This is a genomic window from Turneriella parva DSM 21527 (assembly GCF_000266885.1).
Taxonomy (GTDB): Bacteria; Spirochaetota; Leptospiria; order Turneriellales; family Turneriellaceae; genus Turneriella; species Turneriella parva.
This window is the reverse complement of record NC_018020.1, coordinates 466196-491585: the sequence shown is the minus strand read 5'-3', so window position 1 is coordinate 491585 and position 25390 is coordinate 466196. Positions and strand designations below refer to the sequence as shown.

Annotated in this window: 25 protein-coding genes and 1 pseudogene; 13 read left to right on the top strand and 13 right to left on the bottom strand. The window is 53.0% G+C overall.

Features of this window, described 5'->3' with window-relative positions; translation table 11 throughout:
- Positions 1 to 317: 317 nt before the first annotated feature.
- Together TURPA_RS02270 and TURPA_RS24290 are read left to right on the top strand one after the other, a co-directional pair.
- On the top strand, positions 318 to 524 hold the full coding sequence (locus TURPA_RS02270; RefSeq protein ID WP_041948247.1) for a hypothetical protein: 207 nt from the start codon (positions 318 to 320) through the stop codon (positions 522 to 524).
- Between the two features lie 25 nt (positions 525 to 549).
- Positions 550 to 894: a PIN domain-containing protein gene (locus TURPA_RS24290; protein WP_083847687.1), complete on the top strand. Its 345-nt coding sequence runs from the start codon at positions 550 to 552 to the stop codon at positions 892 to 894.
- A 15-nt stretch (positions 895 to 909) separates the two neighbouring features.
- On the opposite strand, the gene TURPA_RS02260 is transcribed toward TURPA_RS24290, so the two are convergent.
- The 8 genes and pseudogenes from TURPA_RS02260 to TURPA_RS02225 all read right to left on the bottom strand — a co-directional run bounded on the left by TURPA_RS02260 (position 910) and on the right by TURPA_RS02225 (position 12026).
- Entirely contained in the window at positions 910 to 1170 is a 261-nt protein-coding gene (locus TURPA_RS02260) for a hypothetical protein (protein ID WP_014801661.1), read from the bottom strand.
- 2 nt (positions 1171 to 1172) lie between these two features.
- Positions 1173 to 5801 (bottom strand): beta strand repeat-containing protein, encoded by a 4629-nt coding sequence (locus tag TURPA_RS21290; RefSeq protein WP_014801660.1) that lies wholly within the window; start codon positions 5799 to 5801, stop codon positions 1173 to 1175.
- Positions 5802 to 5818: 17 nt separating this feature from the next.
- On the bottom strand, positions 5819 to 6964 hold the full coding sequence (locus TURPA_RS02245) for a hypothetical protein (RefSeq protein ID WP_014801659.1): 1146 nt from the start codon (positions 6962 to 6964) through the stop codon (positions 5819 to 5821).
- Positions 6965 to 7039: 75 nt separating this feature from the next.
- Positions 7040 to 7351, bottom strand: a complete 312-nt coding sequence (locus TURPA_RS02240) for a hypothetical protein (RefSeq protein ID WP_041948245.1) — start codon at positions 7349 to 7351, stop codon at positions 7040 to 7042.
- 132 nt (positions 7352 to 7483) lie between these two features.
- Positions 7484 to 8536, bottom strand: coding sequence for an Lcl C-terminal domain-containing protein (locus TURPA_RS23950; RefSeq protein ID WP_245536802.1), 1053 nt, complete (start codon positions 8534 to 8536; stop codon positions 7484 to 7486).
- A gap of 18 nt (positions 8537 to 8554) precedes the next feature.
- A pseudogene (locus TURPA_RS24285) lies at positions 8555 to 9226 on the bottom strand (chitobiase/beta-hexosaminidase C-terminal domain-containing protein); the annotation flags it as partial.
- Positions 9227 to 9232: 6 nt separating this feature from the next.
- Positions 9233 to 10579 (bottom strand): Lcl C-terminal domain-containing protein, encoded by a 1347-nt coding sequence (locus TURPA_RS22430; protein WP_014801656.1) that lies wholly within the window; start codon positions 10577 to 10579, stop codon positions 9233 to 9235.
- A complete protein-coding gene (locus TURPA_RS02225) occupies positions 10566 to 12026 on the bottom strand; it encodes a hypothetical protein (RefSeq protein WP_014801655.1) in 1461 nt (486 codons plus the stop codon). Before TURPA_RS02225 ends, TURPA_RS22430 begins: the two co-directional genes overlap by 14 nt.
- Positions 12027 to 12175: 149 nt before the next feature.
- Between TURPA_RS02225 and TURPA_RS02220 the strand changes: the two genes are divergently transcribed.
- From TURPA_RS02220 to TURPA_RS24120, 11 genes are all read left to right on the top strand, one after another.
- Complete coding sequence (locus tag TURPA_RS02220) at positions 12176 to 13387, top strand: sensor histidine kinase (protein ID WP_014801654.1); 1212 nt, start codon at positions 12176 to 12178, stop codon at positions 13385 to 13387.
- Positions 13384 to 14022: a response regulator gene (locus TURPA_RS02215; protein WP_014801653.1), complete on the top strand. Its 639-nt coding sequence runs from the start codon at positions 13384 to 13386 to the stop codon at positions 14020 to 14022. The genes TURPA_RS02220 and TURPA_RS02215 overlap by 4 nt, the downstream gene beginning before the upstream one ends.
- A gap of 81 nt (positions 14023 to 14103) precedes the next feature.
- Positions 14104 to 14748, top strand: a complete 645-nt coding sequence (locus TURPA_RS02210; RefSeq protein WP_014801652.1) for an SH3 domain-containing protein — start codon at positions 14104 to 14106, stop codon at positions 14746 to 14748.
- A gap of 55 nt (positions 14749 to 14803) precedes the next feature.
- Positions 14804 to 15406 carry an alpha/beta hydrolase gene (locus TURPA_RS21285; protein WP_014801651.1) on the top strand — a complete coding sequence of 201 codons (603 nt, stop codon included), beginning with the start codon at positions 14804 to 14806 and terminating at the stop codon, positions 15404 to 15406.
- Between the two features lie 97 nt (positions 15407 to 15503).
- Positions 15504 to 16211 carry an alpha/beta hydrolase gene (locus TURPA_RS02200; RefSeq protein ID WP_014801650.1) on the top strand — a complete coding sequence of 236 codons (708 nt, stop codon included), beginning with the start codon at positions 15504 to 15506 and terminating at the stop codon, positions 16209 to 16211.
- Positions 16211 to 17149 (top strand): esterase/lipase family protein, encoded by a 939-nt coding sequence (locus tag TURPA_RS21280; RefSeq protein WP_014801649.1) that lies wholly within the window; start codon positions 16211 to 16213, stop codon positions 17147 to 17149. The genes TURPA_RS02200 and TURPA_RS21280 overlap by 1 nt, the downstream gene beginning before the upstream one ends.
- 274 nt (positions 17150 to 17423) lie before the next feature.
- Positions 17424 to 17753, top strand: coding sequence for an STAS domain-containing protein (locus TURPA_RS02190; RefSeq protein WP_014801648.1), 330 nt, complete (start codon positions 17424 to 17426; stop codon positions 17751 to 17753).
- 11 nt (positions 17754 to 17764) lie between these two features.
- Entirely contained in the window at positions 17765 to 18211 is a 447-nt protein-coding gene (locus TURPA_RS02185; protein WP_014801647.1) for a YbaN family protein, read from the top strand.
- A 36-nt stretch (positions 18212 to 18247) separates the two neighbouring features.
- Positions 18248 to 19645: a magnesium transporter gene (gene mgtE / locus TURPA_RS02180; RefSeq protein ID WP_014801646.1), complete on the top strand. Its 1398-nt coding sequence runs from the start codon at positions 18248 to 18250 to the stop codon at positions 19643 to 19645.
- Complete coding sequence (locus tag TURPA_RS02175; RefSeq protein ID WP_014801645.1) at positions 19642 to 20475, top strand: indole-3-glycerol phosphate synthase TrpC; 834 nt, start codon at positions 19642 to 19644, stop codon at positions 20473 to 20475. The genes mgtE and TURPA_RS02175 overlap by 4 nt, the downstream gene beginning before the upstream one ends.
- 139 nt (positions 20476 to 20614) lie before the next feature.
- Complete coding sequence (locus tag TURPA_RS24120; protein WP_157210617.1) at positions 20615 to 21862, top strand: adenylate/guanylate cyclase domain-containing protein; 1248 nt, start codon at positions 20615 to 20617, stop codon at positions 21860 to 21862.
- Positions 21863 to 21869: 7 nt separating this feature from the next.
- Here TURPA_RS24120 and uppS read toward each other — a convergent pair whose 3' ends face one another.
- The 5 genes from uppS to rpsB are packed head-to-tail and all read right to left on the bottom strand — an operon-like array spanning position 21870 to position 25359.
- Positions 21870 to 22565, bottom strand: a complete 696-nt coding sequence (gene uppS / locus TURPA_RS02165; protein ID WP_014801643.1) for a polyprenyl diphosphate synthase — start codon at positions 22563 to 22565, stop codon at positions 21870 to 21872.
- Between the two features lie 35 nt (positions 22566 to 22600).
- On the bottom strand, positions 22601 to 23164 hold the full coding sequence (frr, locus tag TURPA_RS02160; protein ID WP_014801642.1) for a ribosome recycling factor: 564 nt from the start codon (positions 23162 to 23164) through the stop codon (positions 22601 to 22603).
- Entirely contained in the window at positions 23157 to 23933 is a 777-nt protein-coding gene (pyrH, locus tag TURPA_RS02155) for a UMP kinase (RefSeq protein ID WP_014801641.1), read from the bottom strand. The genes frr and pyrH overlap by 8 nt, the downstream gene beginning before the upstream one ends.
- Before the next feature lie 18 nt (positions 23934 to 23951).
- Positions 23952 to 24542 carry a translation elongation factor Ts gene (tsf, locus tag TURPA_RS02150; protein WP_014801640.1) on the bottom strand — a complete coding sequence of 197 codons (591 nt, stop codon included), beginning with the start codon at positions 24540 to 24542 and terminating at the stop codon, positions 23952 to 23954.
- Between the two features lie 4 nt (positions 24543 to 24546).
- A complete protein-coding gene (gene rpsB / locus TURPA_RS02145; RefSeq protein WP_014801639.1) occupies positions 24547 to 25359 on the bottom strand; it encodes a 30S ribosomal protein S2 in 813 nt (270 codons plus the stop codon).
- Positions 25360 to 25390 lie beyond the last annotated feature (31 nt).

The following is a 25390-nucleotide window of genomic DNA, read 5'->3' as shown; positions in this document are numbered from 1 at the left end:
AAGAGGAAAACGCTCTTTTCTGATCGCCAAAGCATTTTCACTTTAGACGCATCCACAAACAATCTTGCGACAGAACCATGGGGTGTATATCCCGTATTTCGTGCTCGGCCGCGTTGCCTAAAGTACGACTTTCTGCATTCGCCCACCTCGCCAGGGGCTGTTTGGGCCACGCGAAGAGTAAGTTTACCCATTCTCATACGCGAATTGTAGCACATCTGTGGCAAGAAGGCAATAGTGCAAATGCATTAGTGCATAGCCCCGCCCCACCCACATTAATATTCTCGTTGACGGTTGGCTCCAAACCGCCTACATGAACTGTGTCTACAATAATTCTCCAGAGCGATTCTGAAGAAAAACTTCAATCAGTGATGGAATACGCAAAGAAACAGGGCGTGATTTTTCAGCGGCTTCATGCATCCACAGCAGAGACAGACAAGGTCGCTGCGATACTGCGTGGCGGCGATGGGCAATCTATACCCGATGCGACCGTTTGGCAGAACGAAACACGGGAAAATCGTTTTTGATTCTAGTCGACAGTAATATCATTATATATTCCGCTCGACCGAGTTTGCTACAGTTGCGGGAATATTTTTTGTTGCAGCAGGCTGCGGTTTCAGATTTGTCCAGACTAGAGGTACTTGGTTATCACCGCCTGACCCAGCAGATCAGCATTACTTTGAAGCCGTGTTCGCCGGACTAACCATTCTGCCAGTAGATTCGGATATCATTAGCCAGGCAATCATGATTCGCAAAGCCCACAACATGAAAACTGCGGATGCTATTATCGCTGCCACGGCTATGCACGCGAATTGCTCTCTTCTCACCGCGAATACCACCGATTTTAAGAAAGTCCAGGGGCTAGCTTTAGCCGATATGCCAATCGCATTAGCATAGAGCGTATCCCAAAAACTACCTGCGCGTGTAGTTGTCTTCGGGCCAGAGAAACAGATTCTTCTCTGCCAGCTTATGCCAGTCACCGCGCTGCATTTCGCGAAAATCAAACTTGGCCTTCAGGTCGTTGCGCACGGCTTCGGTGATCGAGTCTTCGAGGTAGGTGTAGTCGGGGTTCTTGTCGAGGTTTTTGAAGTCGAGGATCATTACTTTTTTGAGGGATTGGGCGTGCAGTGTGACGGTGGCTGTGAGGAGGGTGAAGAAGGCGGCGGTTTTCATGGTTAGTATTCCAGCACACTTCCTGTTGTCGCGTCGATGCCGGCGAAGTAGCTAAAACCTGTTGTGCCGATAGTTGTAAAATCACCCCCGAAATAGATACTCGAACCGACTACGCTAATTGCGTAAACACTGCTACCTATATTTGGATTCCATGCCGTTGCTAAACCATTCACAAGGCTCAATGCTGCGGCCCCGTTTCGATTTTGCCCTCCGATATTAGTGATATTGCCGCCGACATATAGGGTTGATCCAGATAGTGACAGAGCAAAGATATTGGTTCCGCCAGCAACATTTGGGTTCCAAGCTGTTACGCTGCCAGTTGTTGCGTCGATCGCGCCAATTCTATTTCGAGTTTGCCCGCCAATAGTCGTAAAGCTGCCGCCCACATAAATGTCCGAACCAGATATCGCAATGGCTGATACCGAGGCATTTACATCCGGGTGCCAAGCTGTCACGGTACCAGAGGTTGCATCAATGGCAGCCAGTCGATTTCGGGCTTGTCCGTCAATGGTTGTAAATATGCCGCCCACGTAGATCGTAGACCCAGATATCGCCAAAGAAGAAACAGCACCATCAGGACTTGGAGCCCATGATGTTGCAGTACCGGTCGCAATGTCGAGTGCAGCGAGTCTTGATCGCGCCTGGCCACCAATATTGGCAAAAGTGCCAGAAACATAAAGATTCGTGCCATAAATCGCGAAATTTTGAGCTCTACCGTCAGCATTTGCGTTCCAGCTCGTTGCGCTACCAGTTGTGTTATCTATGGCAGCGAGGAAGTTTCGCGTCGCTCCGCCGACATTTGTGAAGTTGCCGCCAACGAATACATTCGCGCCAGACAATGTTATGGCTTCTACTGTATTATTTGCGCTCGGATTCCATGCAGTGGCGACACCTGTAGCGTATTGAATGGCCGCAAGTCTATCGCGAACTTGCACGCCAACACTCTCAAAATCCCCACCGACGTAAATAGTTGTGCCCGACATACCAAGCGTATAGACAGAGCCCTTCCCAACTTTTGGATCCCATGCCATTACCAGTCCCGTTGCACTGTCTAGCGCAGCTAAATTTTTTCGGGTCTGACCACCTATGGTCGAAAAGTTGCCACCTGTGAATACAGTATTTCCAGCCAACAAAATTCTGAATACGCTGCCTATTGCGTTTGGATTCCAAGAGTTTGCCAAGCCAGTTGTGGCATCAATTGCCGCTAATCGGCTGCGTGTCTGCCCGCCAATGGTCGTAAAATTTCCACCCGCGAAGATCGTCGAGCCTGAGACAGCAATGGCATGAACCGTACTGCTCGCATTGGGGTTCCAAGAGGTTGGCGAACCTGATATCAAGTCAATGGCTGCGATCCGATTGCGTACTTGGCCACCCACCGTGCTAAAAGAGCCGCCTGCATAGATAATGGGCCCCCTAACAACGATAGTTTCAACAACACCACTGATGTTCGGGTCCCATGAGCCGGCGACTCCGGTCCCTGCATCGATCGAGGCCAAGCGGTTTCGCGTTTGCCCTGCGACCATCGTAAAACTGCCTCCGGCGTAAATTGTCGAGCCAGATATCTCCAGCGTCTCGACAGCCCCGTTTGCATTTGGATTCCAAGCGGTCGCTATTCCTGTTGTTATATCGATGGCGGCGAGAGAATTTCGCGTTTGTCCTGCGCAGGTCGTAAAACTGCCACCAACATACAAATTAGCACCTGATAGAGCCATTGCTTTAACGAGTCCGCATCCAGGATTCCAAGCATGTAACGTGCCATCGGCGTTAATACGGGCGATATTGCTCCGTGGTTGCCCCCCCACTTGGGAAAAGAAACCGCCAATAAAGTAACCACCGTTACCATCGGGCGCCGAAGCATGTACTGTGCCTTTTACAAAATCGGGGGTAATATTCTGTTGCACACTACTCGTAGCCCCGACGAAAACACCACCTCCCGTATACGGCCCGATTTCTCTGAAATCACCACCGAGATAAATCGTCGCACCATCCGTCGCTATAGCATTCACCGTATTGTCGACGATATATCTCGCCGTCGAAAGTACCTTGCTTACGCTGGTCGAAGCATTTCCGGCAAGGTCAAAAACTTCGCCGCTGTTCGTACTGATTGTATCGGCATTTCCATCTGTTGATGTAAAGACAGAGTTGAGCGTCAGGACGATTTTGTGATCTGTTCCATCAGCTTCACTTAAACCAATAACGGAATTGGCGCCGTTGCCGCTAACATTTGCATAGATAAAATCATTTAGCTGCATAGTATCCCCACTACCCGCATTGGTGTATACTCTTTCTGAAAAAACCACCGTCAGGTTAAGGCCGCCCATTGGCGCCACGGCAGAAATAATTACTGGGTCGGATTTATCCTGCTCTGAGATATCGATGCTGCCGATTGGCGCAATCAGGGGCGTTGCACCCAAGGGTGTTAACCCCGGTGTTAGCGTGGTGGTAATATCCGGCATCTGACCTGTGTGATTAAAACCATCAAAGGCAATAAAAATCACACTATCGTTATCCCCAGTATCACCTGGACCATTTGGTGGCACAGCGTCTCGCGTATCGAGTCTCACATTACCTTGATTTGCTACAAGCCACTCCGTCGTAGCGGCGCCCAAAGTATTATTGCCGGCATACCCCGGAAATGTTGAGTCATCGACAGCCATTGAAAACGTCAGCTTATAGTGATCTATCGTACCATCACTATTAATATCCATCGTCTCAGCACTCAAGAGCAGGGGCACAACCCTCACCGCAGCCGTTGCGACGAGGGCATTATCACCCGCATCATAGATTGCATTCATCACCGCGACCAGATCATCAGTGTTGTCATCGGCCAATGCAAAACTGCCCGTCGTTGTCAGCGTCACCTTGCCATCAGCGCCGTTGGCTTCGCTCAAGCCCGCAATTGCTGTGGCGCCACCTGCATTGTCATTCTGGTAAGTGAAATCTGCGGCCGTGAGGTTGCCCGAGCCACCGGTGTTGGTGAAAACGGCCTCAGAGAAATAGGCGATGAGCGAGGTGGCATTGCCGTGGCCTTTCAGTGTGATTAGTTTCGGTGGCGCCTTGTCGGTCGCTGTAAAGCTGACAATTTGTGCTATGACGGTTGGGTCAAAATCGTTAAGCCCGGGTGATGCGGTTGTGCTGAGGTTGGGTGTGGCTCCGGTATCGCAACCAGATATGTCGTTGCCCGAGCAGGCGGCGGCGTTTTCGTCGAAGGCCAAATAGATGACGTTGTCGTTGGCAACGGTATCGCCGGGGCCGGTTGGGGGCAGCGCGTCGCGAGTGTCGATGCGTAGGTTCGTGCGGGTGCCGATGACCCATGCTGTGGTGACGGTACCTAACCCGTTGGCGCTCACATAACCGGGAAACGTCGAATCGTTCACAGGTACATCGAACGTTAGCTTGTAATGGTCAATTTTGCCGTTACCGTCAATATCCATCGTCTCTGCTGTTTGCAGGGTAGGGGCGTCGCCGTTGGTGATGCGTGTCGTAACATAGGTGCCGTTACAGCCTGTGCCGGTCTGACAATTCACGGCGACAAGGCCGACAGCGTCATAAACTTCGTTGTTGTTCACGGCGATACGATCAGTATTGCCGTCACCCAGAACATAGAGTGTATCCATTTGAATCGTGATATTGCTATTTGAGCCATCTGCATCGGTGATCGCTGAAAACGCAGTGGCGCCGCCGGGGTTGCTGTTCGTGTACGTAAAGTCGCCGAGAGTCAAACTGCCCGTGGCATTATTGTTCGCATACACGGGTTCTGAGAATGCCAAAACGAGATCGCGCTCACCCGCTTTTTCGGTGGCATCAATCAGCACCGGGGGTGCAGCATCGGTCTCTGTCACGGTAGCTGATTGAATTTGGTTAACGACTGCGCCATTCGTTGCCTGCAGCGCGGGTGAGGCCGTCGTTGTCAGGTCTGGCGTCAGCGCCGTGTTGGCTGTGACGGCTTCGTCCCATGTCAGGTAGATGATATTGTCATTATCGACATCGGCGGCGATCGTTGGGTCGATGCGTACATTGGTAAAGCCAGCCACAAGCCACGCGGTGGTGACACCCCCGAGTGTACCCGTGTTGACGTAGTTGGGGAAGGTGGCATCGGTCAGGTTCTTGTTGAAAGTCAATTTCAGATGATCGATTCTGCCGTTGCGGTTTGTGTCCATGGTTTCGGCGCCGACGAGCGTCGGGGGCACGATGGTTAGTACAATTAGCCTGTCCGTCGCCGCGAGCGCGTTGCCGGCAGCGTCGAAAATTGAATTCGCGGGAAAAACAACCCGGTCGCCGTTGTCGCCGGCAATGAGGTTTGCGTTGGTTGTAAGAACGACAATTCTGTCGGCGCCATTGGCCTCGAACATTCCCGTGACACTGGTAGCGCCGGTGGCGTTGTTATCCTGATAGCTGAAATCACCGATGACAAGATTGCCGCTGCCCCCAGCGTTAGTGTAGACCGGTTCGTTAAATTCAACGATCAGTTGGTCGGTGCCGGCCTCGCCTGTGACAGAAACGACAAGCGGCGCCGTCGTGTCATTGCCCACAGCAAAGCCGTCACGAAAGATGAGCGCCTCTGGGCGGTCGGGTTTGCGGCAATTCGCGAGAGCCGCCAGAATAAAGATGAAAAGAATTCGTGCTTTCATATATCCCCCTAAAAATCTCACAGGCGAAAACTGATGCCGCCTGCCGCGTAGGCCTGGCTTACGCTTTCACCGATGTAGAAACTTTGCCGCCACATGCCATAGGCGTTCAGCGACAGTCGATTCGTGAGTTTAATGCCGAGTTTCAACCCGCCTTCGGCGAAAGGCGCGCTGGTGTTGAGATTGTTGCCCGAGCGCGTGTTGCCATTCGCGTCGACGGGCAGGGTCGAGAGCGTTGTATAGTCGAGCTTGATACTCGCCATGGAAAATCCGCCGCCGGCTAGCGGTGTCAAGGTGAAGCGCCAGAAACTCATTTCGTAACCCAAGTGGCCCGCCGCCGAAATGTCGAGCAGCGATGCACGAATGCGTTTGCTGTCGGTGGCGACGGCGAGATCGTTGCTTGCAAACTGCGCGCCACCCATCAGGTGCAGCTGCATGTGCGACACCAGAAAATCATGGTAAGCATAGAACGCAGAAGCTGAAATCGCCGATTTAAAATCTTTGGTGTAGAGTGCGTTGTCGGTCGTGTAGTTACCGCTGAACTGCTTTGGCTGCGCATAGACGCCGGTGCCGGCGATGAGGCCGAGCTCATGCGGCCCAATCTCATCGTCGTCGAACTGCTGCTTACCCGCTTCGCCCTTATTAGGCAGCACCGACTTCGATTCTTTCACCACGCGTGCCGCGAGTTCTTCGACTGCGCCGAAGAGCGATGCGTCGGCGGGCATAATCATGTCGAATTCGCTCACGACCTTTTTTTTACCGATGTCGAGAACGAACACGTGCGCGCGAATGACAAAATCGTGCGCCTTCGCACCGCGCCGCGCTTTTTTTTCGATGATCGCCTGGTAATAGCCGCCGATGGCAATGTCTTGCCGCGCCAAGAGCCCGAGGTTCAGCGCAAAGCCACGGCTGTGGTTTTCTTCGGGCCAGAGAAAATAGTTCTTCTCGGCGAGGTTACGCCAATCTTTCTGCGGCAACTCTTTGAAATCAAACTTCGCTTTAAGGTCGTTACGAATCGCCTCAGTGATCGAATCTTCAAGATAGCTGTAATCGGGGTTCTTGTCGAGATTCTTAAAATCTAAAATTATGACTTTTCTGAGTTTCTCAGCATGGATCAGAGGAGCCATTAAAACCCCGAGCAAAACCCCTGTTTTCAGTAACTTCATATCAGCGCCATTTCCGCAGAAGGTGAGATGATTGCCTCAGCCACGATGCGGTGTTGACTGCAGCTGAATTTGCGCTCATTTCTTCTGGCTCTCGCATTCGCTGTATTTGCGCCATGAAGCATTGGCAGCTTCTAATTCTTCGGCGGTCATCTGGGCAGTGCTGGCCATGCGCCACTGGGCGATGCTCTTGCCTCTGATTTGGGCAATCAAAAGGCACTTCTTATCTTTGCAGGCGCAGCCCAACTCGGCAATTTCTGCAATAGCCGCAGCCATTTGGGGATTTCCCCCCGATTGTGCCTTTGCGCCGCAGTGACTGGCCAGCGCAGCAAGAACCACCGAAAATAGCAGTGTTGCTGTTCGTTTCTTCATAAGTATTTCTGCGCGCAATATCCCATGTGACGGAATAGTACCCCATTCATCGCCAAATGGCAATAGTGCAAATGCATTAGTGCATCGCCCCACCGCGCCGCCCGAAGGGCGGCCCCCCTCCCCATTGCACGGAGCGGGGTAGTGGCTAGTTCATGGCCCTGTGGCAACGCACCGGGCATAATGAGCGGAGGTCTTAACGCTGTTGTCAATATCCCCGCGTATCCGCCATGCATTGGTAGGCGTCCCTGCCACCGTTGATGAAGTCCAATAATAATTACTGAGCGTAGCAGGAAAGAACGCCGTAGAGATAGCCGGGCTGTTAACCGATCTGTCTATAAGGCTTTCGAGTTCTTTCACATTTGGTAAACGCCAATTGGCTCGATTGGCAAATCCCGTATCACCCAACGTCAGCCCATCGCAATACTGTAGCGCCAGTTGCCAGGTTGAAGCTGTTGCAGCACCCGTGCAGCTGGCGTCGTTGTTCTGACCTCGCGTACACTTTTGCCATCGCAGGTTAGCGTTAACATCAGTGACCGTGCCGTCCGTATTATCACTGAAATTGCGCACCGGGTTTGACGCGCCAGACGCGACACATCGCACATAACCGGGGTTTCCCATGTTCGACGCGGCAATTGCCGCGGCATTAAAGTAATAATGGCCGGCAAAATTCAGGCTCGCCAGGCTAGTCGTTGCAGACCTGTACTGCCCTGCAATTGTAGCAGGAAAAGGAATCGCTTCAAGCGTAGGGTTTGCGAGCTCATAATTCTTCAGTGTTGCAGCTTCACGTGAAGTCGGTAAGCGCCATGTATTAATCTGAGCGTAACCCACCCCTCCATTCGCCGCATTGAGTGTGCTACAGGGATTTACCGTATTGAACCATGATGTGAAACTGGTAGCGCTGCCGCCAGTGCATGTCGCGCCAGTCAAGCCTTCTGTGCAAGTTTTCCAGATCAAACCGGTTGAATTATCAGTGGTCGTATAATCTGTGTTGAACGTTGCGTTCTGTGTCGGACCGGTGAAAGACCTGGAATTCGGTGTGTCGGCGTAGTCTGCGTCCTGACCAGGATGGGTTGCCACCGGGCACGCCTGCGCGGTCGTGTCATCGTAACAAGTTGTCTGCCCGGTATCTGAAACCGGAAATACAACATTGCGCGTGGTAGTCATGAAAATTTGCTGCAACGGTGCCGTGATGCTGTTACCCACAGCGTCTGCGATGCCGGCGGCATCTAGCGTGAAGCGTAAAGGGGCGTTCTCAGGAAAATGGACCCAGCTAAGTCGAATACTAAGGGTGTCATAGGGTAGGTTTGTCTGAGCAAACGTGAACGTCGTACCCGTCGAGGGTATTAGCGTGTATGCAGGAATAGTGCTGGTCTGAATCTCCATCGTCAAGGTCTGTCCGAGCGAGGTATTCAGCGATTCATTGAAGACAAGCGTGATCGTAGCAACGCAGGGCGACCCTGAACAGGGCGGCACACCCGTCGCGCTACTCGCAGGTGTTGTCGACAACAGTGTCGGTGGCTGGGTATCAAGCACATATGTGGCTGATGCAATCGGATATGTCGCCGTACCTGATTTGCAGCCAACAGCCTTCACGGTTGTGGTCGTCACGGCAGAGACTGGCGCAATGATCGCGATGGGCGAAGAGTAGATTGTCCCAGCGGCGCAACCACTCTCGCTGGCGCAGCGCGGTATTGCGCCGTCGGTGCTGTAACAGATCGTTGAACCGGCTATATTTGAAGCGAGCGTAATGTTCTGCGAGGCGCCATAGGTTCCGGCAGCCGGTGAGAAGATGATGGCATTCGGTTCTTCAAGTATTGATGCCGGGGTTTTGAGTTGGCATGAAAGTGTCGTACTACAAAGAATAGCAAGAGCGGTGAGTAAGCTGCATTTCACAATACCTCACGGCCCGGTCGCTACGCAGCGAACGCGATTGTTGGAGCTCTTCAGTGGAGGGGTGGCACTCCCGGAAAAAAAATTCACCCCTCTTGCCTGGTTTGTCGCCGCACCAAACGTAGTCGAAGACCAATAATCGGCCGCGGCCGTTGCTGGGAAGTAAGTCGTGTCAATGGCGGGGGTGTAATTTGAGTACTCTACGATACTCCGCAGTTCATTCTCATTAGGCAGACGCCAGCTTCGGCCAGCGAGCGAAAGCCCTTGGCAGTAAGACAACGCCCCCACCCAGTTTACTGTGCTAAGCGTACCGCTACAGGCGGCGTCGTTGTTTTGGCCCATGCCACATTTTTGCCATACGACCCCAGTGTCTACTTCGGCAATTGTGCCGTCGCCTTTGTCTAAAAATGAAAGCTTATAAGCCCCTGCAGTCCCGGCAACACATCGCACGTGGTAAGGTGAACCTTTAGTACTTGGCTCTACATACCCCCATTGAAAGGAAACAAGCCAGCCTGAGGTCGAGGACTGTGCATTTACGGTTGCCGACCAATAATAGTTGGAGACTGTGCCCGGAAAATAAGTCGAATCGCTAGCGGGCGGCCCACTCGTCTGATAGATGAGCGTGGCTAGCTCCTGAATACTTGGCAATTGCCAATCTTTGCGGCCAGCATACCCTGCACCCGAATTAGCCATATTCAAGCCTGCGCATACCGGCGTAGCCGTATCGGGTGAAAGCGTATATGTACCTGCACTACCTGATGCGCAGGTTGCGCCCGATAAACCTTCACTACAGGTTTTCCAAACAAGACCCGTGACATTATCAGCAGTCGTGTAATCGCTCGTAAAAATTGAATGTTGAATGGGACCAGTGAAAGAGCGGGCTCGTGGTAGATCAGAATAATCACCGTCTTGACCCGTCACAGCTTGCGGGCAAGCTGCCATTGCACCGTCACCTGATGCGCCACTCGAACACAGTGTCTGTCCTGTGTCGGCAAACGGATACCCGCTTTGTACGGTCACCGTGTAGGTGCGCGAAACACCATCGAAGCCGGCTGCAACATAATTCTTAGGTGTCCCGAAGTCGTTCACCGTGACGCCGCTCTTCTGCGAGACGCCATCAACAGTTACTTTGCCGCCAGTACTGGAAAACGTCGCGATTGCACTCCGATGGTTTACTCCTGACCAACGCAAATCGACCGAAATTGAATTGCCACTGATAACTGCTGTTCTACCCTCGATAGCAAATTGCGTTAAGACGAATGGTGGCGTTCTGTCTAAAAGCGCATCTGGCGTTTCCAGTTGGCATCCCGAGGTAGCCCACGACATCATGATGATACAATAATTACCGAAACGCATATTCGACTCCCACACTCGCTCGGACATAGCTCAAATTCTGTCCGCTATAAATGAAACTGCCCGCCGCAAGCGTCAACACCCAGCGATAACGCAACTTATAACCAAACCGAAAATACTGGTTGATCCCGATCTCGGGCACTAAGGCCATCGCGTTCAAGCCCCCTCCAGAAAGTTCACGAAAGAAGCGCTGATAGTGTCCATAGAACCCGATGAACGGCGAAAGCCCGTAGCGCGTCCCGAAAAATGTCGGCCGATCGATACGCAATCCACCGCCCGCCGATGCCATGTGTACAAGCGCCGTGTAACCACTATCTGCAGCAAACTGTGGTAGATTGCCATGCCCGTAAAAAAGCTGTGTGACAAGCGCCCACTTGAAACCACCACCGAACTGCAGGCGCTCAGTGCCGAAACCCGCTTCAAAATGTGCATAACCGCGCATCGCGTCGAACGGTATGCCAGCATCTAGTATTAAAGCTTCAGGGTTTTTATGCCCCAGCTGAGAAAGACTTTTCGTATAAGGGTAGCCGGCCGTCAGCCACCAACGCGACACTACCGGCCCTTTTGGGTGCGGAAGGTGGATTTTTATTTTATATGATTTATCTTTTTCAGATGCCGATTTTGCGAATACCAGCGTCGGGCTTCGACTCGTGAAACGGCACTTGTCAGCTATGCATTCGCCATCGCTGACTGAAATTGGGGGCTTCAGGCGCTTGCCCCAGTATTGGTATTCAAGTACATACGTTTGTATGCCCTCGGCTTGGTCATAGTTCACGTACGCATCGTATTCGAACGTGTCGATATCGAATTCGGGCACAAACTTAACTGGCGGCGAACCAGGGGCAACGCCCAGCGTGAAACTATCGAGAAAACCAGTGGGGGGCTTCTCCAGTCGTCGAATTAAGCGTTCGAGGCGATCGTCACGTTTGAAGCTTGCGGCGTCGAGCAGTGGAAGTTTTTGATTGAGCTCATCTGAGATGCTGGCGGCAAGTTTGTCGACGGTATCGAAGATTTCAGCGTTGATTACGGCCTCTTCATTTTTTGCAACGACCGATTGTTTTTCGAGCGCATCGACACCTTCAGCTTCGAAGGCTACAACCTCTTTTTTGCGCCCGATTTTGCGAACCGAAAAGCGCCCAACGATAGCCACTTCGCAGTTAAGCCGCTGCGCAAAAGCCGAAGCATTTTGGGCATCTAAGTTCGCAAATTGTATGCCCGGATCGATCTTTCGCAGCAAAGTGACATCAAGAACATCGAACCGGCCCGTTTTCAGTAGGTCAGCCTTCAGATTTTCGCTGATCGAGTCTGACATCCATGCATAATTCTTATTCTTTATTGTGTTGTCGAAAGGCAGCACAAGCACGCGCCTTTTGAGCGTCTTGCCTGCCGGCAGCGGGGATATCGACAGCAAGGCCAGGGCGAGGGTCGGTAAAAGGGTGGCATTTCGCATGGGGTTCTGGTCGTTAATCAGCTGATAAATCAAATATGAGCTGCTCTGATCAGTCTACTATATCCCAACAACTGCCAATCGACAATAGTACAAATGCATTAGAGCGCAAAAAAGCTTGAAAAACCGGTCGTTGTGGGACAATAGTCCCTGTGCAGCGAGATCCGTTTCTTCAGCAGATCGACGAAACCCTGCTCAAAAGCCTGCGTTACATGGGTTTCGTCGTCATCTTTGGTTTTATTCTTATTGGTACCGTTGACTTTTTTTTCGAATCTGTCTTTAGCCCGCAAGATTTTATTTTCTTTCGCGCACGCATCGTTGCCGTTGAAATCATTCTCACCGGCCTCGCATTCACGCGCTGGGCGCGCCATCCGCTGGCGATGCGGTTCATCGGTGCCGGTATTCTTTCGACCGCGTGCTTTGGCGTATCGTATCTGACCTACATGACGGGCGGCGCGAGCAGCCCCTATTGGTCGATGATGGTGCTCGCTTTTTTCGGCACCACGGTGCTGCTGCGTTTCTCTCTGGGTGAAGCTGCGATCATTTATTTCGTGCAGTGGCTGATCTATAACGGCGTCATGTATTTCACGGGCACAGATTTTTCGCGCCCCGAATTCGTCACCAGCAGCGTCGCGATTCTGCTCGCGCTGGTTGTGAGTCTTGTCGGCAATTGGCAGATGCGCGCGCTCGAGCTCAATAAATTCAGGGCACAACAAGAGCTGGCCGTCGCCAACGAAGAGCTGAAAAAAAGCGTCAGCGAACTTGCCTTCAAAAAAGAACAGGCCGAAGTCAAATTCTTACAAGACAAGCTCTGGTTCGCTCATGATCTGCACGACACAGTCGGATCTCAACTTGCGCAGATGAGTTTGCTCGCGGGCAAAACTGACACGCGTTCAACCACGCATCTTGCCGAGCTGGCAAAGGGTACGCTTGAAAACGTGCGCAATTTTGCGCATGTGCTGAAGGGCGAACAGCGCGTCGACGACCTCAATTCACAGCTCTGGAAACTCGAACAAAGTTTTCGCGCACTCGGCCGCTATCAGGTAAGCTATGTTGCCGAAGCAGCCCCGGGTCGCGTCTCTGATCTGGCCCTCTTGCACGTCGACCGCATTTTATCAGAATGGACGGCAAACGTCATTCGCCATTCGGGCGCAGATCGGGTTGCGTTCGGCACCAAGACGCGCGGTGACGCTGTTCGCATCTGGTTTTATCAAGATGCGGGTGGCTTCACCTGGCGCGGCAGGGCAGAGCGCGGTGGTCTTCGCAGCATCGCGATGCGCGCGCAGAATATCGGCGCAGAGGTAACAGTTCGGCGCCGTGGCAAGGGCGCATATTTCGTGCTGACCGTCAATACGGGCTCATGACAAAGGTCACAGACATTGTGATTGTCGAAGACCAGCCGGTTGTGCAGCAGCGACTGACCGACCTTTTCGCGCAACATGCGGATTTTCACCTCAGAGCATTATGCAGCTCAGCCGAAGAAGTTTTGCCGAGGCTGCAAGAAACGCATTGCGACCTATTGATTCTCGATTTAGAATTACCGGGCATGAACGGTGAAGAGCTGTTACCCCTTGTGCGCGACAAATACCCCGGGCTGAAATTGGTGGTTTTTACCGTATTTGAAGATCAGGCGCGCATTGTGCGTCTGGTGCGCCATGGCGTGAATGGCTATCTGCTGAAAGATACCCCCGACGAGCTTCTCATCGCCGAGCTCAAGGTCATTCTGCTCGGCGGTGCGCCTTTAAGCCCCCGCGTTGCGCGCAAGATTCTTGACGATGTGCCCGATGACGTCAACCTCAGGCAAAACCCGCTGTCAGAGCGCGAAACTGAAATTCTGAACCTGATCGCACTCGGTATGAGCTATCGTGCAATCGCCGACGACCTCGACATTAGCCCGAACACCGTGCGCGTGCACATCGCCAACATCTACCAGAAACTCGCCACCACCTGCAAGATAGAAGCCTTAAACCGTGCCCGGCAGTTGGGAATAATCTCTTAGCAATGAAAATTTGTGATCAGACGACACTTTATCGATTTCGTAACGAATTGACTTCCCACTTGCAGGCCTTATTATGGTGGCATGAAATTCATTGCTGCCAGTTCAGTCTTTTTCGCCGTCATCTTTTCGCTTCGAGCGCAAGAAAATCTCAAAGCAGGCGACCTTGTCTATTCGACGGTGGCGGTGCTGCGCGTCAGGGCGACGCCCGATCTGAACGGCAAGCAGATCGGCAAGCTCGAAAAAGGAGACAGCCTGCGTATCTTGCAGATAACCGGGCCAGAAGTGACCGTCGACAAGAAAAAGGCGCGCTGGGTCGAATTTGATTTTGAAGGCCAAAAGGGTTACGCCTTCGCCGGGTTTCTTTCGACGAATTGGCCGCTCTTGGTTCACTCGGCAAAACAGTGGGAGAAGGCAGAGAAGAAGAATGCTGCCAGCCTCGCTGAGCGCGAGAGGCAGGCGAAAAAACTGCCGCCCGACGAGCCGCAACCCTTTGGTGAATGCCTCAGCATTTCAGCTTTTGGCTATCCCGCCGAATACGAGGCCGGGTGCAGTGAAAAGAAGATTGAAGCAATCCGCAAGCTCATGCAGCAGCGCAGCCTGAACCGCAACGATGCGGTCGAGCAGTACGGCGATGCTTACTGCCGCGGCTGGCTCGAACTCGAGGTGGCAGGGTATAACTGTTCTTTCGAGGGCGATAAGGTCTCGACTTTCCCGATTCAGAATTGATCCATGTGAAATGTTTTTTCATTGCCAAAGGCAATGAAAAAACAAATTCACGGTAATGCATCCCGTTCTCATTATTCAGGGGTTTCTAGCGCCCACTGCCACCAATTTCGTGCTCAAAACACGCCTCAAGAACGACGGCTTTCTTGCAGAAGATGTGCCGCTTGAAGGTCTGAATGCTGGCGATATCAAAGACTCGGCCCGCATCGTCGAGATGTCGGTGAATGCGATGCGCGCGCGCGCGGGAACAAAGCAGGTCGATCTGATTGGTATCAGCATGGGGGGGCTCATCGGTTTGCACTACATGCGCAAGCTCGGTGGCGATGCGTATATACGCCGTTTTATCACGATTGGTACTCCGTTTCACGGCTCGCACATGGCACGCTGGATGCGGATCTTGACGCTCGGCCGTGCGACGGGTGCCGAGCAGATGATACCGGGATCCGATTTTCTAAAAGAGTTGCACGCGCACGACGCAGAACACCAGGCAGAGATTTATAGCCTGCACACATCGGCAGATGCATTTGTGAGCGAAGAGGCTGCATATCTAAAAGGGGCGCGTCTCGTGAAATCTCCGCATGGTATCTGGCCCGCGGGGCATTACACGCCGCTTTTTCTTCAAGAAGACTACAGACTCATAAAAGAGATTCTCACCAAGTGAGAATCTTCTTGCCTCCGTGTACCTCCCCCTCGACTCCGCTCGGGGCAGGCGTACTCTCTGCGGTCTGTTGATTCTCTTGAGTTGAGGCAAGTATCTTATGAAGATGGAAACCTACGGCAGCGCTGAAAACCCCCGCCTGCTCTTTTTGCACGGCTATGGTGCGCACCCGAAACTCTATCGCGATTTTATCGCCGCTGCTGCCGAAGCGCATCATGTTTTTGTGCCTGAACTTTTCGGCCTCAGCGGTCATTGTCGCCGCGACTTCGAAGAGAACATGGTGGTGATACGCGGCATGCTTGCGCACCATGAACTCGACGATAGCCTTGTCATCGGCCATTCTTACGGCGCGCTGGCAGCGATGCACCTCGCTGCTGAGTTTCCCGCCATACAGCGCGCGATCGCCATCAATCCCCTTTTGCCGCAACTTTTTCACGCGGGCAAGTTTCGCCTGCAACTGGCGAACATGCAGCGCGACCTTAACTTTGCCACCGGCGAAACCCGGGGTATGCTGGCGAATCTTGAAGTCGGCCTCAGGTATGGCATGAATGTGCTCGCGAATCCTCTCGGGTATGTCGAAGGTGCGATGAAAGCCATCGCGACCAGGCTTCCCGACAGAAGGTCACCGGTTCCGGTTGATATTGTGTACGCAGATCTCGATTCATTGTTTCATATCGAAGATGCGGATTTAGGCCGTTGGCGCGAAGTTCTGCCCGTATTGAAATTCGTGCCGATACACGACTACAGCCACAATTGGGTGATCTACCACGGCCGCTTCGCTTGGAACAAGATCAAAGAGCTCATCTGATGGCAGGCCGCATGCGCAAGACTTTCGCGGCATTCAGCCGGCGCGTGAACCGCACCTCGATTGCCGGGGCCGTGCGCGGCGTTTTCGGCGACAAGCTGCCACAAAAATGGCAGGGACAAATGCAATTCTGCGCAGACGGCAAAACGCTTGAAACGGTGCCACTCGTGCGCCGCGCGCATGTCTGTATTTTTATCCATGGCAGTTCAGACACCGAGCTCGGCTGGCAGGCACCCGAGGGGCGCCTCAACTTTGGCGATCAGCTGTTCGTCGATTTCGGCGCGCAGCCTCTGTATGTGCGCTACAATAGCGGACTCAGCGTGGCCGAAAACGGTATCGCGCTCGCGCGGTTGATGCCAGAGCTTTTGAAAGTCAACACGTCGGTGCGCCGGGTCACGCTGATCGGCCACAGCATGGGCGGCCTTGTCATTCATGCGGCAGTTTATGACGCACGCGCACGCAAGATGCCCTGGCTCAAGAAAGTTCAATCCATCTTCTTGCTGGGCACTCCGCATGCGGGGGCACCGCTCGCCAAGCTGGCAGAAAAAGGTGAGCAGCTGCTGCAGTTCATACCGAACCCTTTCACGCTCATGGCGGCCTCTGTCATTGGCCTGCGCAGCAAGGGGCTCAAAGATCTGAGCCTCGGGCAGAAGGGCATCACCTCGCGTGACCCGGTGCTTCTGCCCCATGCTAAATATATTTTTATAGCAGGCGGATTACAAAAGAAACGCGGCGGCTTCATCAACAGACTCATCGGCGACGGCATGGTGCGGCAACCCAGCGCTCTGCCGAAAGGCGAAGGCGAACAGGGTCTCTGGCGGCAGATTATGTCGCGTGTCGCCAAAACGGCCGATGTTCGTATTGAAACCGCCGGGGGTGTGGGGCATCTTGCGCTGCGCCATGACCCCAGAGTTTATGCGCTCATCGCCCGGCATTTTTGAGCGCAAGTGACCAGGCGGGAACTCGCGAAGCGTAACACACAAGGCGCATTTTCTTGGCGATGCGAATTGCGATGCCGCCAAGGGCGGCAAATCAGGGCAAATTCGGGCGGCTTTGCGCCCCTGGCATAGCGAATCGCTTCGATTCGCGGAGGAATTTGCTCTGATTAGCAGTTCGTATGGGCAAGAAAATGTGCGTCAGCGAGTTCCCGCCAGGTCACGCAAGCATTCGCCTATTTTTTAATTGACGCGACTGCCGCAGCCCAATCTTTACGGTATGCTTATTGTCGATAAACCTTTCGAGAAGGGCGTGATTCTTTCGGTGAAAGAAACGCGCATCGACATGTCGATCTCACGAAAATTTCGCGAGCAGGTTTCGAAGTTTCTCGAGAAAAAGCCTGCGGTTGTCGTCTTCGATATGCACGACACCGAATACCTCGATTCATCTGCGCTCGGTGCGCTCGTCACTATTCTGCGCGATGTGAAGAATTATGGGGGCGAAATTCGCCTCGCGAACCTCAACCAGACACTCAAGACTCTGTTCAAACTCTCAAAGCTCGAATCGATGTTCAAAATATTTGAAACGGTCGAAGAAGCCGCGAAGTAATCAGGTATGAAATGGTACGTACCGGTACCGGCAGCCGTTCGCCTGAAAGTCCATTAACTGAGAGAGAAGAGATAACGAGAGCGACCCTCGCTCGCTCACGCTCCCTGCGATATGTCTATATTTTGCTCGGTGTTATTTCGCTCGTGCTGGGTATTGTCGGCGTCGTAACGCCTATTCTGCCGACGACGCCCTTCATATTGCTCAGCGGATTTTGTTTTGCCCGCGGCTCTGAGCGCCTGCATGACTGGATGCTCGGCCACCGTTACTTCGGGCCCATGATTAAGGCCTTTCGCGACGAACGGCGTATTCCCTTTAAGGTAAAGATTTTCGCGACGCTGATGATCGCGATAACCATGTCGATCACCGCGATTTTTGTTGTGCCGCTGTTGGCAGTGAAGCTAGGCATGGCTGCCGTCGGTCTCGGCGTCGTCTGGTATATCTGGACATTTCGCAATTAGGCGTATTTTTTGCTGAGGCCTGGTGCAAAGAGCTAGATGAATACTGTAGAGCGTAAATACCATCTGCTGACCAAGGCGAACTACCCGCAGATTGTGTCGCTTGTGAGCAAGCTGTGCCGGGTGCGCCGGTTTGAATTGCTCAAAAGAGCGCTTCACAGCCTGCATCCTACTTCACTCGCGTTATTATGGGATTCATTCGACGAACCTGAACGCGAAATGATTCTCGGCCAGCTCTCGAGCGAATACGCCGCGGAGTTCTTGACCGAACTGGGGTCAGATGAGCGTGAGGCGATTTTTCGCTCGAAAGACACCGCATGGATCTTCGACCGCCTCGAAGAGCTTGAAACCGACGACATCGCTGTGATCTTGCGCGATTTGAACCCGCGCGACACGAATTTTATTCTGCGGCGCTTCGATAAGAACTATACCGGCAAGATTAAAGAAATTCTGAAGTACCCTGAAGGCACCGCCGGCGCGCTGATGAGTTCAGATTTTCTCGCGGTCAGCCGCCATGCGACTATCAAATCTATCGTCAGCCAGTTTCAAAAGCTGGTGAAGCATGATCAGTTAGAAGACCTGCAATTCACATTCGTCGTCGACCGCGGCAACAAATTTGTTGGCTACATTCCCATTCGCAAACTGATTCTTGAGAAATCATCGCGCAAAGCGCAAGAGATTATGCAGCCTGCGCAGGTGATGGTCGGCCCCGAACAAGATCAGGAGACCGTCGCAAAAATTTTCAAAGACTATAACCTCTTAAGTCTGCCGGTCGTCGACTCGCGCGGTGTGCTGCTGGGACATATTACCGTCGACGACGTGGTCGATGTTCTCGAAGAAGAGGCGACTGAAGACATGCTTCGTCTTGGCGGTGTGACGCAAGACGCTCCGCACGTGCAGTCGCTGGCGCAAATGGCGCGCGGCCGCCTGCCGTGGCTCACCATTAACCTCGCGACACAGGTTCTGTCAGCCTGGATAGTGACGTTTTTTGATGAAACTCTGTCGAAGGTGATTCTGCTTGCACCACTCATGACCGTGATTGGCGGGCAGGGTGGCAATGCGACGATGCAGGCGGTCACGGTCGTCGTGCGCTCCCTGGCACTGGGGCAGATTAACGGTAAGAATGTCAGCAAGGTTATCGCAAAAGAGGTCGGCGTTTCATCGCTCAATGGCTTTGCAATCGGCACTTTCGCCGCGATTCTCGTGTACAGTTATACCCAGCGTGCAGGTATTGCTTTCTGCATGTTTACTGGACTCGTTTCAAACATGTTTATTGCCGGGCTTGTAGGTTCAATGCTGCCGGTTGTGCTGCGCGCATTTCGCCTCGACCCGGCGCTCGCTGCGGGGCCGATTGCGACGACATTCACTGACATGTGTGGATTTTCCGTTTTTCTGGGTGTTGCGACCCTGCTTATTGGCAAATTCGGCGGACTATGAGCAATGCACACACGGGCAACCTGATCGGCAAGAGCAAAGCTGCCGAAACGCCGAGCGTACTCGATCGCATTACGGAAGAAAGCAGGCGGCGCGCCGCGCAGCTTGTGGCGATTTCGCCGTCACCGGCAAAAAACGAGCTCGATTTTGCCGCTGCACTGCGCCGCAAAGGTCCGATGCCGCAGCTGATCGCCGAGCTCAAGCGCAAGAGCCCTTCGAAAGGTAACCTGAAAGAGGGTCTGCCGGTAGCCGATGCGGTCAGAATGTACGAACCCTATGCGGCCGCGCTCAGCATTCTTACCGAACCCGAGCACTTTTCAGGCGCGATTGAAGATCTGCGCGATGCGCGGGCGCTCACTGCGCTGCCGCTGCTCAGAAAAGATTTTATCGTGGATGTGAAACAGGTCGATGAGGCCCGCGCGGCAGGTGCCACCAGCTTCTTGCTGATTGTCGCCTCGCTGACCGATAGCGAGCTGCAAACCCTGATTGCGCATGGCCGCAAACTCGGCATGGAGCCACTCGTCGAAGTCTTGACAGAAGCCGAACTCGAAAGAGCGCTTCGGCTTGACATCGCGATTCTCGGCATAAATAATCGCAATCTGCACACCCTTGAAATAGATATGAAACGCTGCGAGAATCTTGCCCAACTGATAACCGAACGTGACCGCGAGCGCCTCGTGCTCGTCGCCGAATCTGGTTACGAAACGCGCGAACAGCTGCTCGCGCTGCCGCATTATTTTGACGCAGTGCTCATGGGCACGGGGTTTATGCGTGAAGCAGACCCCGCAGCCAAATTGCGTGAAATTTTTGGTCCGGGGGGTGCAGTTGTCTGACCCGCAAAAAGAAGTCGTTTGGCTTTATGGGCGGCGAGACAACGATGTGCTGCCTGGCGTCGTTACGAAAGACGGCGATAAATATTTCATTCAGGCTGCGCACCTCGCTAACATCGACCGGCAATTGTCTAAGCTCTCAATGCTCATGGATATCTCGCGCTCGATTATGGCAGAGATCGACCTGGATTCGTTGTTGCAGCTGATTATGCAGAAAGTGACGATCGTCATGCATGCAGACCGCTCATCGCTGTTTCTTGTCGACGATGAGAAAAAACAGCTCTGGACGCGAGTTGCGCAGGGTGCGCCTGAAATCCGTGTGCCGCTGGGGCAGGGTATTGCAGGGCACGTCGGTCTTACCGGAGAAACTGCAAATATTACCGATGCTTACGCTGACGATCGCTTCAGCCGCGATTTTGACGTCAAAACTGGCTACCGAACGCGAAGCATTCTCTGCATGGCGATCAAAAACACGCGTGGTAAAATCATCGGCACGATTCAGGTGTTAAATAAACAAGATGAAACACCTTTTACGACAGAAGACGAAGAACTGCTTTCGGCGTTTTGCTCGCTTGCGGGCATATCTCTCGAAAACGCGCGCGCATACGAAGAGCTGCAGAAAGAGCGCGATTCGCTCGAGGTCAAGGTGCAGGAGCGCACCAAAGATCTCGAAGTTGAAAAAGAAAAATCTGACGATCTGCTGCGCAATATTCTGCCGAATTCCGTGGCCGAAGAACTGAAATTGCGCGGCGAAGCGACACCGGGACAGTACGAAGCCGTAACTGTGATGTTCACCGATTTCAAAGGCTTTACGCAAATAGCCGAGAAAATTTCGGCCGAGGGCCTCGTCGCCGATCTCGACAACTGCTTCTATCAGTTTGACGAGATCATGGACCGCCACGGAGTTGAAAAAATAAAAACCATCGGCGATGCCTATATGTGCGCCGGCGGATTACCCATCGCCAATAAGACTCACCCTATAGACGTGATTTTGGCAGCGCTCGAAATCAAGAGTTTCATGGCGCAGATGAAAGAGATCAAGCAGGGCCTTAACGAACCCTATTGGGAGCTGCGGCTCGGTATACATACGGGGCCGGTGGTTGCTGGCGTCGTGGGCAAGCGCAAGTTTGCCTATGACATCTGGGGCGACGCCGTAAACACCGCCAGCCGCATGGAATCATCGGGAATTGTTGGCGAGATCAACATCTCTGGCGATACGTATGCGCTTGTAAAAGACTTCTTTGATTGTACCTATCGCGGTAAAATCGCGGCAAAAAATAAGGGTGAGATAGATATGTACCTGATCGCGCGCATCAGGCCGGCGCTCTCTGCAGACGCAGAAGGTAAGATTCCTAATGCTGAATTCTTACGTCTGCGCGAGGCGATGTAGGCCTGAATTAGAGCCCACCGAATTTGCGCTTGCGGCGCGAAAATTCGGCGATCGCCACATCGACATCGGCGGCAGCGAATTCGGGCCAGGTCTTTTCGGTGAAGTAGAGTTCGGCGTATGCCGCCTGATACAACATAAAGTTTGAGAGCCTTTGCTCGCCCGCTGTGCGCACCAGCAGATCAATGTCAGGCAGGTCGGGTTGCCACAGCAGCTTTCGGAATTGTTTTTCGGTCGGTAGTTTCTTCGCCTTTGCCGCGCCGCCAGCGGCCCAGAGTGATGCTGCCCGGTGAAGCTCGTCGCGCGCCCCATAGTTGAGGCAGAAATTTGCCGTCAGCTTTTTCCCTTTTGCAGTACGCTTCGTGGCATCAGCCAAAAGCAGCTGGCTTTTTTGCGGCAGACGGGTAAGATTGCCTGAGGTGACGATGCGCACTCCATTCGCGATCATCTTTTCGAGCTTGAGCTGAATAAACTCATTCAGCAGATTAAATATTTCACTGATCTCGGTCTTGGGTCTGCGCCAGTTCTCAGTGGAGAAGGCATAAAGGCTCACGCAGGGGATTTTAATCTTTAGTAGGTGATCGAGCAGCCTGTCAATGGTCTCGGTACCTTCACGGTGCCCCGCGCTGCGTTTGAGCCCCCGCGCAGTCGCCCAGCGTCCATTGCCATCCATGATGACGGCGATGTGCTGAGGAAATTTGGGCATGGATTCAGGTTTGAACGATTGGTTCTACCAATCGTTCAGACCGTCATGATGTCTTTTTCTTTCGCGGCAAAAAGATCATCCATTTTCTTGATATGGTCGTCGGTCAGTTTTTGCACCTGATCGCTGAACCCTTTGATCATGTCTTCAGAGACGCTGCCGCCCTTGAGTTTTTTCAGGGCGTCGTTGGCATCACGACGAATGTTGCGCACTGCTACCTTATGGTCTTCAACTTTGCCTTTTGCGAGTTTGACCATTTCTTTGCGCGTTTCGCCGGTCATTTCGGCAAGGTTGATACGAATCATGACGCCGTCGGTGTTTGGGTTAAAACCTTTGCCCGATTTCTGAATCGCCTTTTCGACAGCCTGCAGCTGCGATTTGTCCCAAACGTCGACGGTGATGAGGCGCGGCTCTGGGGCGTTGATCGACGCAACCTGGTTGAGCGGCATATTCTGGCCATAGATCTCGACGCGAATATCTTCGACGAGCGAAGGCGTTGCGCGCCCCGATCTGATCTGCGCCATCTGGTGGCCCAGGTCGTTCAGGCTTTTGTCCATGCGGCTGCTTGCGTCCGCGATGATTTTATTGGCTTCGTCACTCATAGAATTCGCTTTCTCCGTTGGCATCGATCAGGGTACCAATGGGTTTACCCTGAACGGCTTTCTTGAGGTTACCCTCTTTGCTCATGTCAAAAACCTGAATGGGCATCTTATTGTCGAGACAAAGGGAAAAGGCTGTTGAATCCATGACCTTAAGTTGCTTCACGAGCGCATCGTGAAAGCTGAGGCGCCGGTAGCGTTTTGCCGCCGGGTTCTTGACGGGGTCAGAATCGTAAACTCCGTCGACTTTGGTCGCCTTGAAAATGACATCCGCATCGAGCTCAACTGCTCTGAGAGCCGCCGTCGTGTCGGTGGTGAAATAGGGGTTGCCCGTGCCGCCCGAAAGAATTACAATACGCTTTTTTTCGAGGTGGCGAATCGCCTTACGGCGGATAAACGGCTCAGCAACTGACTTGATCTCAATGGCGGTCTGCAGTCGGGTTGTAAGCCCCTCTTTCTCTAAGAAGTCTTGCAGCGCAAGGCCATTAATGACTGTCGCCATCATGCCCATATAATCGCCGATTGCGCGATCCATACCGTCTGACGCGGCCTTTACACCGCGAAAAATATTACCGCCGCCGATGACGAGCGCGAGCTCGACGCCGTCACGGTGAATGTCGCGAATTTCTTCGGCGAGCGCGCGTATTACCTTAACGTTGATGCCGTGCTTGTCTTCGCCGGCTAGAACCTCACCCGAGAGTTTGAGCACCACGCGCCGAAAAGCCCGACCCTCGGTGGTACCGCGGGCCGGTTTTTCGCTGTTGTCGCTCATTGTCGTGGCTTACGGTACCTATTTCAGAGCGTAACGCACAAAACGCCCCACGGCGATGTTTTCGCCCAGAGTCGCAATGCTTGCTTTGATGATGTCGCCTACAGTCTTTTCTGGCTCTTTAACGAACGGCTGGTCGAGCAGGCAAATATCAGAAACAAATTTCTTGATTTTACCTTCGAGAATCTTGTCGACTTTGTCGGCAGGCTTGCCCTCTTCGATGAGAGCTGCGCGTTGCACTTCTTTCTCTTTTTCGACAACAGTTGGGTCGACGTCTTCTGCCTTCACAAACTGCGGGTTCGTGGCAGCAATGTGCATCGCGATGCTGCGGCCGAGTTCGAGAAACTTCTCATTGCGCGCCACGAAGTCAGTTTCGCAGTTGAGCTGCACGAGCACACCGATCTTGCCGTTGTGGTGAACGTATGACACGATTGCGCCTTCTGAGGCTTCGCGATCCATTTTTTTGACGGCTTTCACGATACCGCGTTCACGCAAAAGCGATGCAGCCTTTTCGAGATCGCCGTTTGTTTCTTCGAGAATCTTTTTGCAGTCGAGAATGCCCGCAGAGGTCATCTCGCGCAGGGTTTTGATTTTTTCCTGATCTATTGCCATGTGATTAACCGCGCGCTTCTTCGTATTTAGATTCGATTTCTTCGAGGTCGTCGAGTTTTTCCATCGATGATTTCAGCTGGTGCTCGTCCATGCTCTCGCCTTCTTCGATCTCGACTTGTGCGAACTCGCCGCCTTCTTTGCCTTCTTCAACGGCGTTTGCCATGATTTCGAGAAAGAGCGCCACAGCACGAATAGCGTCGTCGTTTGCGGGAATCGGGTACTGAATCAGGTCGGGGTTACAGTTTGTATCAACCATCGCGAAAATGGGGATGCCGAGCGTATTTGCTTCTTTTACCGCAATCGCTTCGCGATCTGGGTCAACGATAAACAATGCATCGGGCAGCTCGTTCATGTCGCGAATACCCGCGAGGTCTTTGCGCAGACGCGCGATTTCGCGGTCGAGTTGAAGAATTTCTTTCTTTGTTTTGACGATTTCGTGTACGGTGTTAGTCGCAAACGCCTCTTCGAGTTTGCGCAGGCGCTGAATCGACAGTTTTACGGTGCGAAAGTTTGTCAGCAGACCACCGAGCCAGCGGTTGTTGATATAGAACTGGCCGCAACGGGTTGCCGCCTTTTCAATATCGGCCTGCGCCTGTTTCTTGGTGCCGACGAACAGAACCTTGCCGCCTTTTGACGCCAGATCGCGCATCGCTTCGTACGCGTCTTTCGCGAGCACGATCGTCTTCTGTAGGTTGAGAATGTGAATGCCGTTGCGCGCTGTGAAGATGTATTTTTTCATCTTCGGGTTCCAGCGGCGTGTCTGGTGCCCAAAATGTACGCCTGCTTCGAGCAGGCTTTTCATCGAAATAGTTGCCATGGTTTCCTCTTTATGTTGCGCGTGCGCTCGT

What these genes read in the sequence shown, in the direction of transcription:
- TURPA_RS02260 (WP_014801661.1), bottom strand. Translation starts at nt 1,170, where the DNA reads ATGAAAACCGCCGCCTTCTTCACCCTCCTCACAGCCACCGTCACACTG.
- TURPA_RS21290 (WP_014801660.1), bottom strand. Translation starts at nt 5,801, where the DNA reads ATGAAAGCACGAATTCTTTTCATCTTTATTCTGGCGGCTCTCGCGAAT.
- TURPA_RS02245 (WP_014801659.1), bottom strand. Translation starts at nt 6,964, where the DNA reads ATGAAGTTACTGAAAACAGGGGTTTTGCTCGGGGTTTTAATGGCTCCT.
- TURPA_RS22430 (WP_014801656.1), bottom strand. Translation starts at nt 10,579, where the DNA reads ATGCGTTTCGGTAATTATTGTATCATCATGATGTCGTGGGCTACCTCG.
- TURPA_RS02225 (WP_014801655.1), bottom strand. Translation starts at nt 12,026, where the DNA reads ATGCGAAATGCCACCCTTTTACCGACCCTCGCCCTGGCCTTGCTGTCG.
- TURPA_RS02215 (WP_014801653.1), top strand. Translation starts at nt 13,384, where the DNA reads ATGACAAAGGTCACAGACATTGTGATTGTCGAAGACCAGCCGGTTGTG.
- TURPA_RS02210 (WP_014801652.1), top strand. Translation starts at nt 14,104, where the DNA reads ATGAAATTCATTGCTGCCAGTTCAGTCTTTTTCGCCGTCATCTTTTCG.
- TURPA_RS21285 (WP_014801651.1), top strand. Translation starts at nt 14,804, where the DNA reads ATGCATCCCGTTCTCATTATTCAGGGGTTTCTAGCGCCCACTGCCACC.
- TURPA_RS02200 (WP_014801650.1), top strand. Translation starts at nt 15,504, where the DNA reads ATGAAGATGGAAACCTACGGCAGCGCTGAAAACCCCCGCCTGCTCTTT.
- TURPA_RS21280 (WP_014801649.1), top strand. Translation starts at nt 16,211, where the DNA reads ATGGCAGGCCGCATGCGCAAGACTTTCGCGGCATTCAGCCGGCGCGTG.
- TURPA_RS02190 (WP_014801648.1), top strand. Translation starts at nt 17,424, where the DNA reads ATGCTTATTGTCGATAAACCTTTCGAGAAGGGCGTGATTCTTTCGGTG.
- TURPA_RS02185 (WP_014801647.1), top strand. Translation starts at nt 17,765, where the DNA reads ATGGTACGTACCGGTACCGGCAGCCGTTCGCCTGAAAGTCCATTAACT.
- mgtE (WP_014801646.1), top strand. Translation starts at nt 18,248, where the DNA reads ATGAATACTGTAGAGCGTAAATACCATCTGCTGACCAAGGCGAACTAC.
- TURPA_RS02175 (WP_014801645.1), top strand. Translation starts at nt 19,642, where the DNA reads ATGAGCAATGCACACACGGGCAACCTGATCGGCAAGAGCAAAGCTGCC.
- TURPA_RS24120 (WP_157210617.1), top strand. Translation starts at nt 20,615, where the DNA reads ATGCTCATGGATATCTCGCGCTCGATTATGGCAGAGATCGACCTGGAT.
- uppS (WP_014801643.1), bottom strand. Translation starts at nt 22,565, where the DNA reads ATGCCCAAATTTCCTCAGCACATCGCCGTCATCATGGATGGCAATGGA.
- frr (WP_014801642.1), bottom strand. Translation starts at nt 23,164, where the DNA reads ATGAGTGACGAAGCCAATAAAATCATCGCGGACGCAAGCAGCCGCATG.
- pyrH (WP_014801641.1), bottom strand. Translation starts at nt 23,933, where the DNA reads ATGAGCGACAACAGCGAAAAACCGGCCCGCGGTACCACCGAGGGTCGG.
- tsf (WP_014801640.1), bottom strand. Translation starts at nt 24,542, where the DNA reads ATGGCAATAGATCAGGAAAAAATCAAAACCCTGCGCGAGATGACCTCT.
- rpsB (WP_014801639.1), bottom strand. Translation starts at nt 25,359, where the DNA reads ATGGCAACTATTTCGATGAAAAGCCTGCTCGAAGCAGGCGTACATTTT.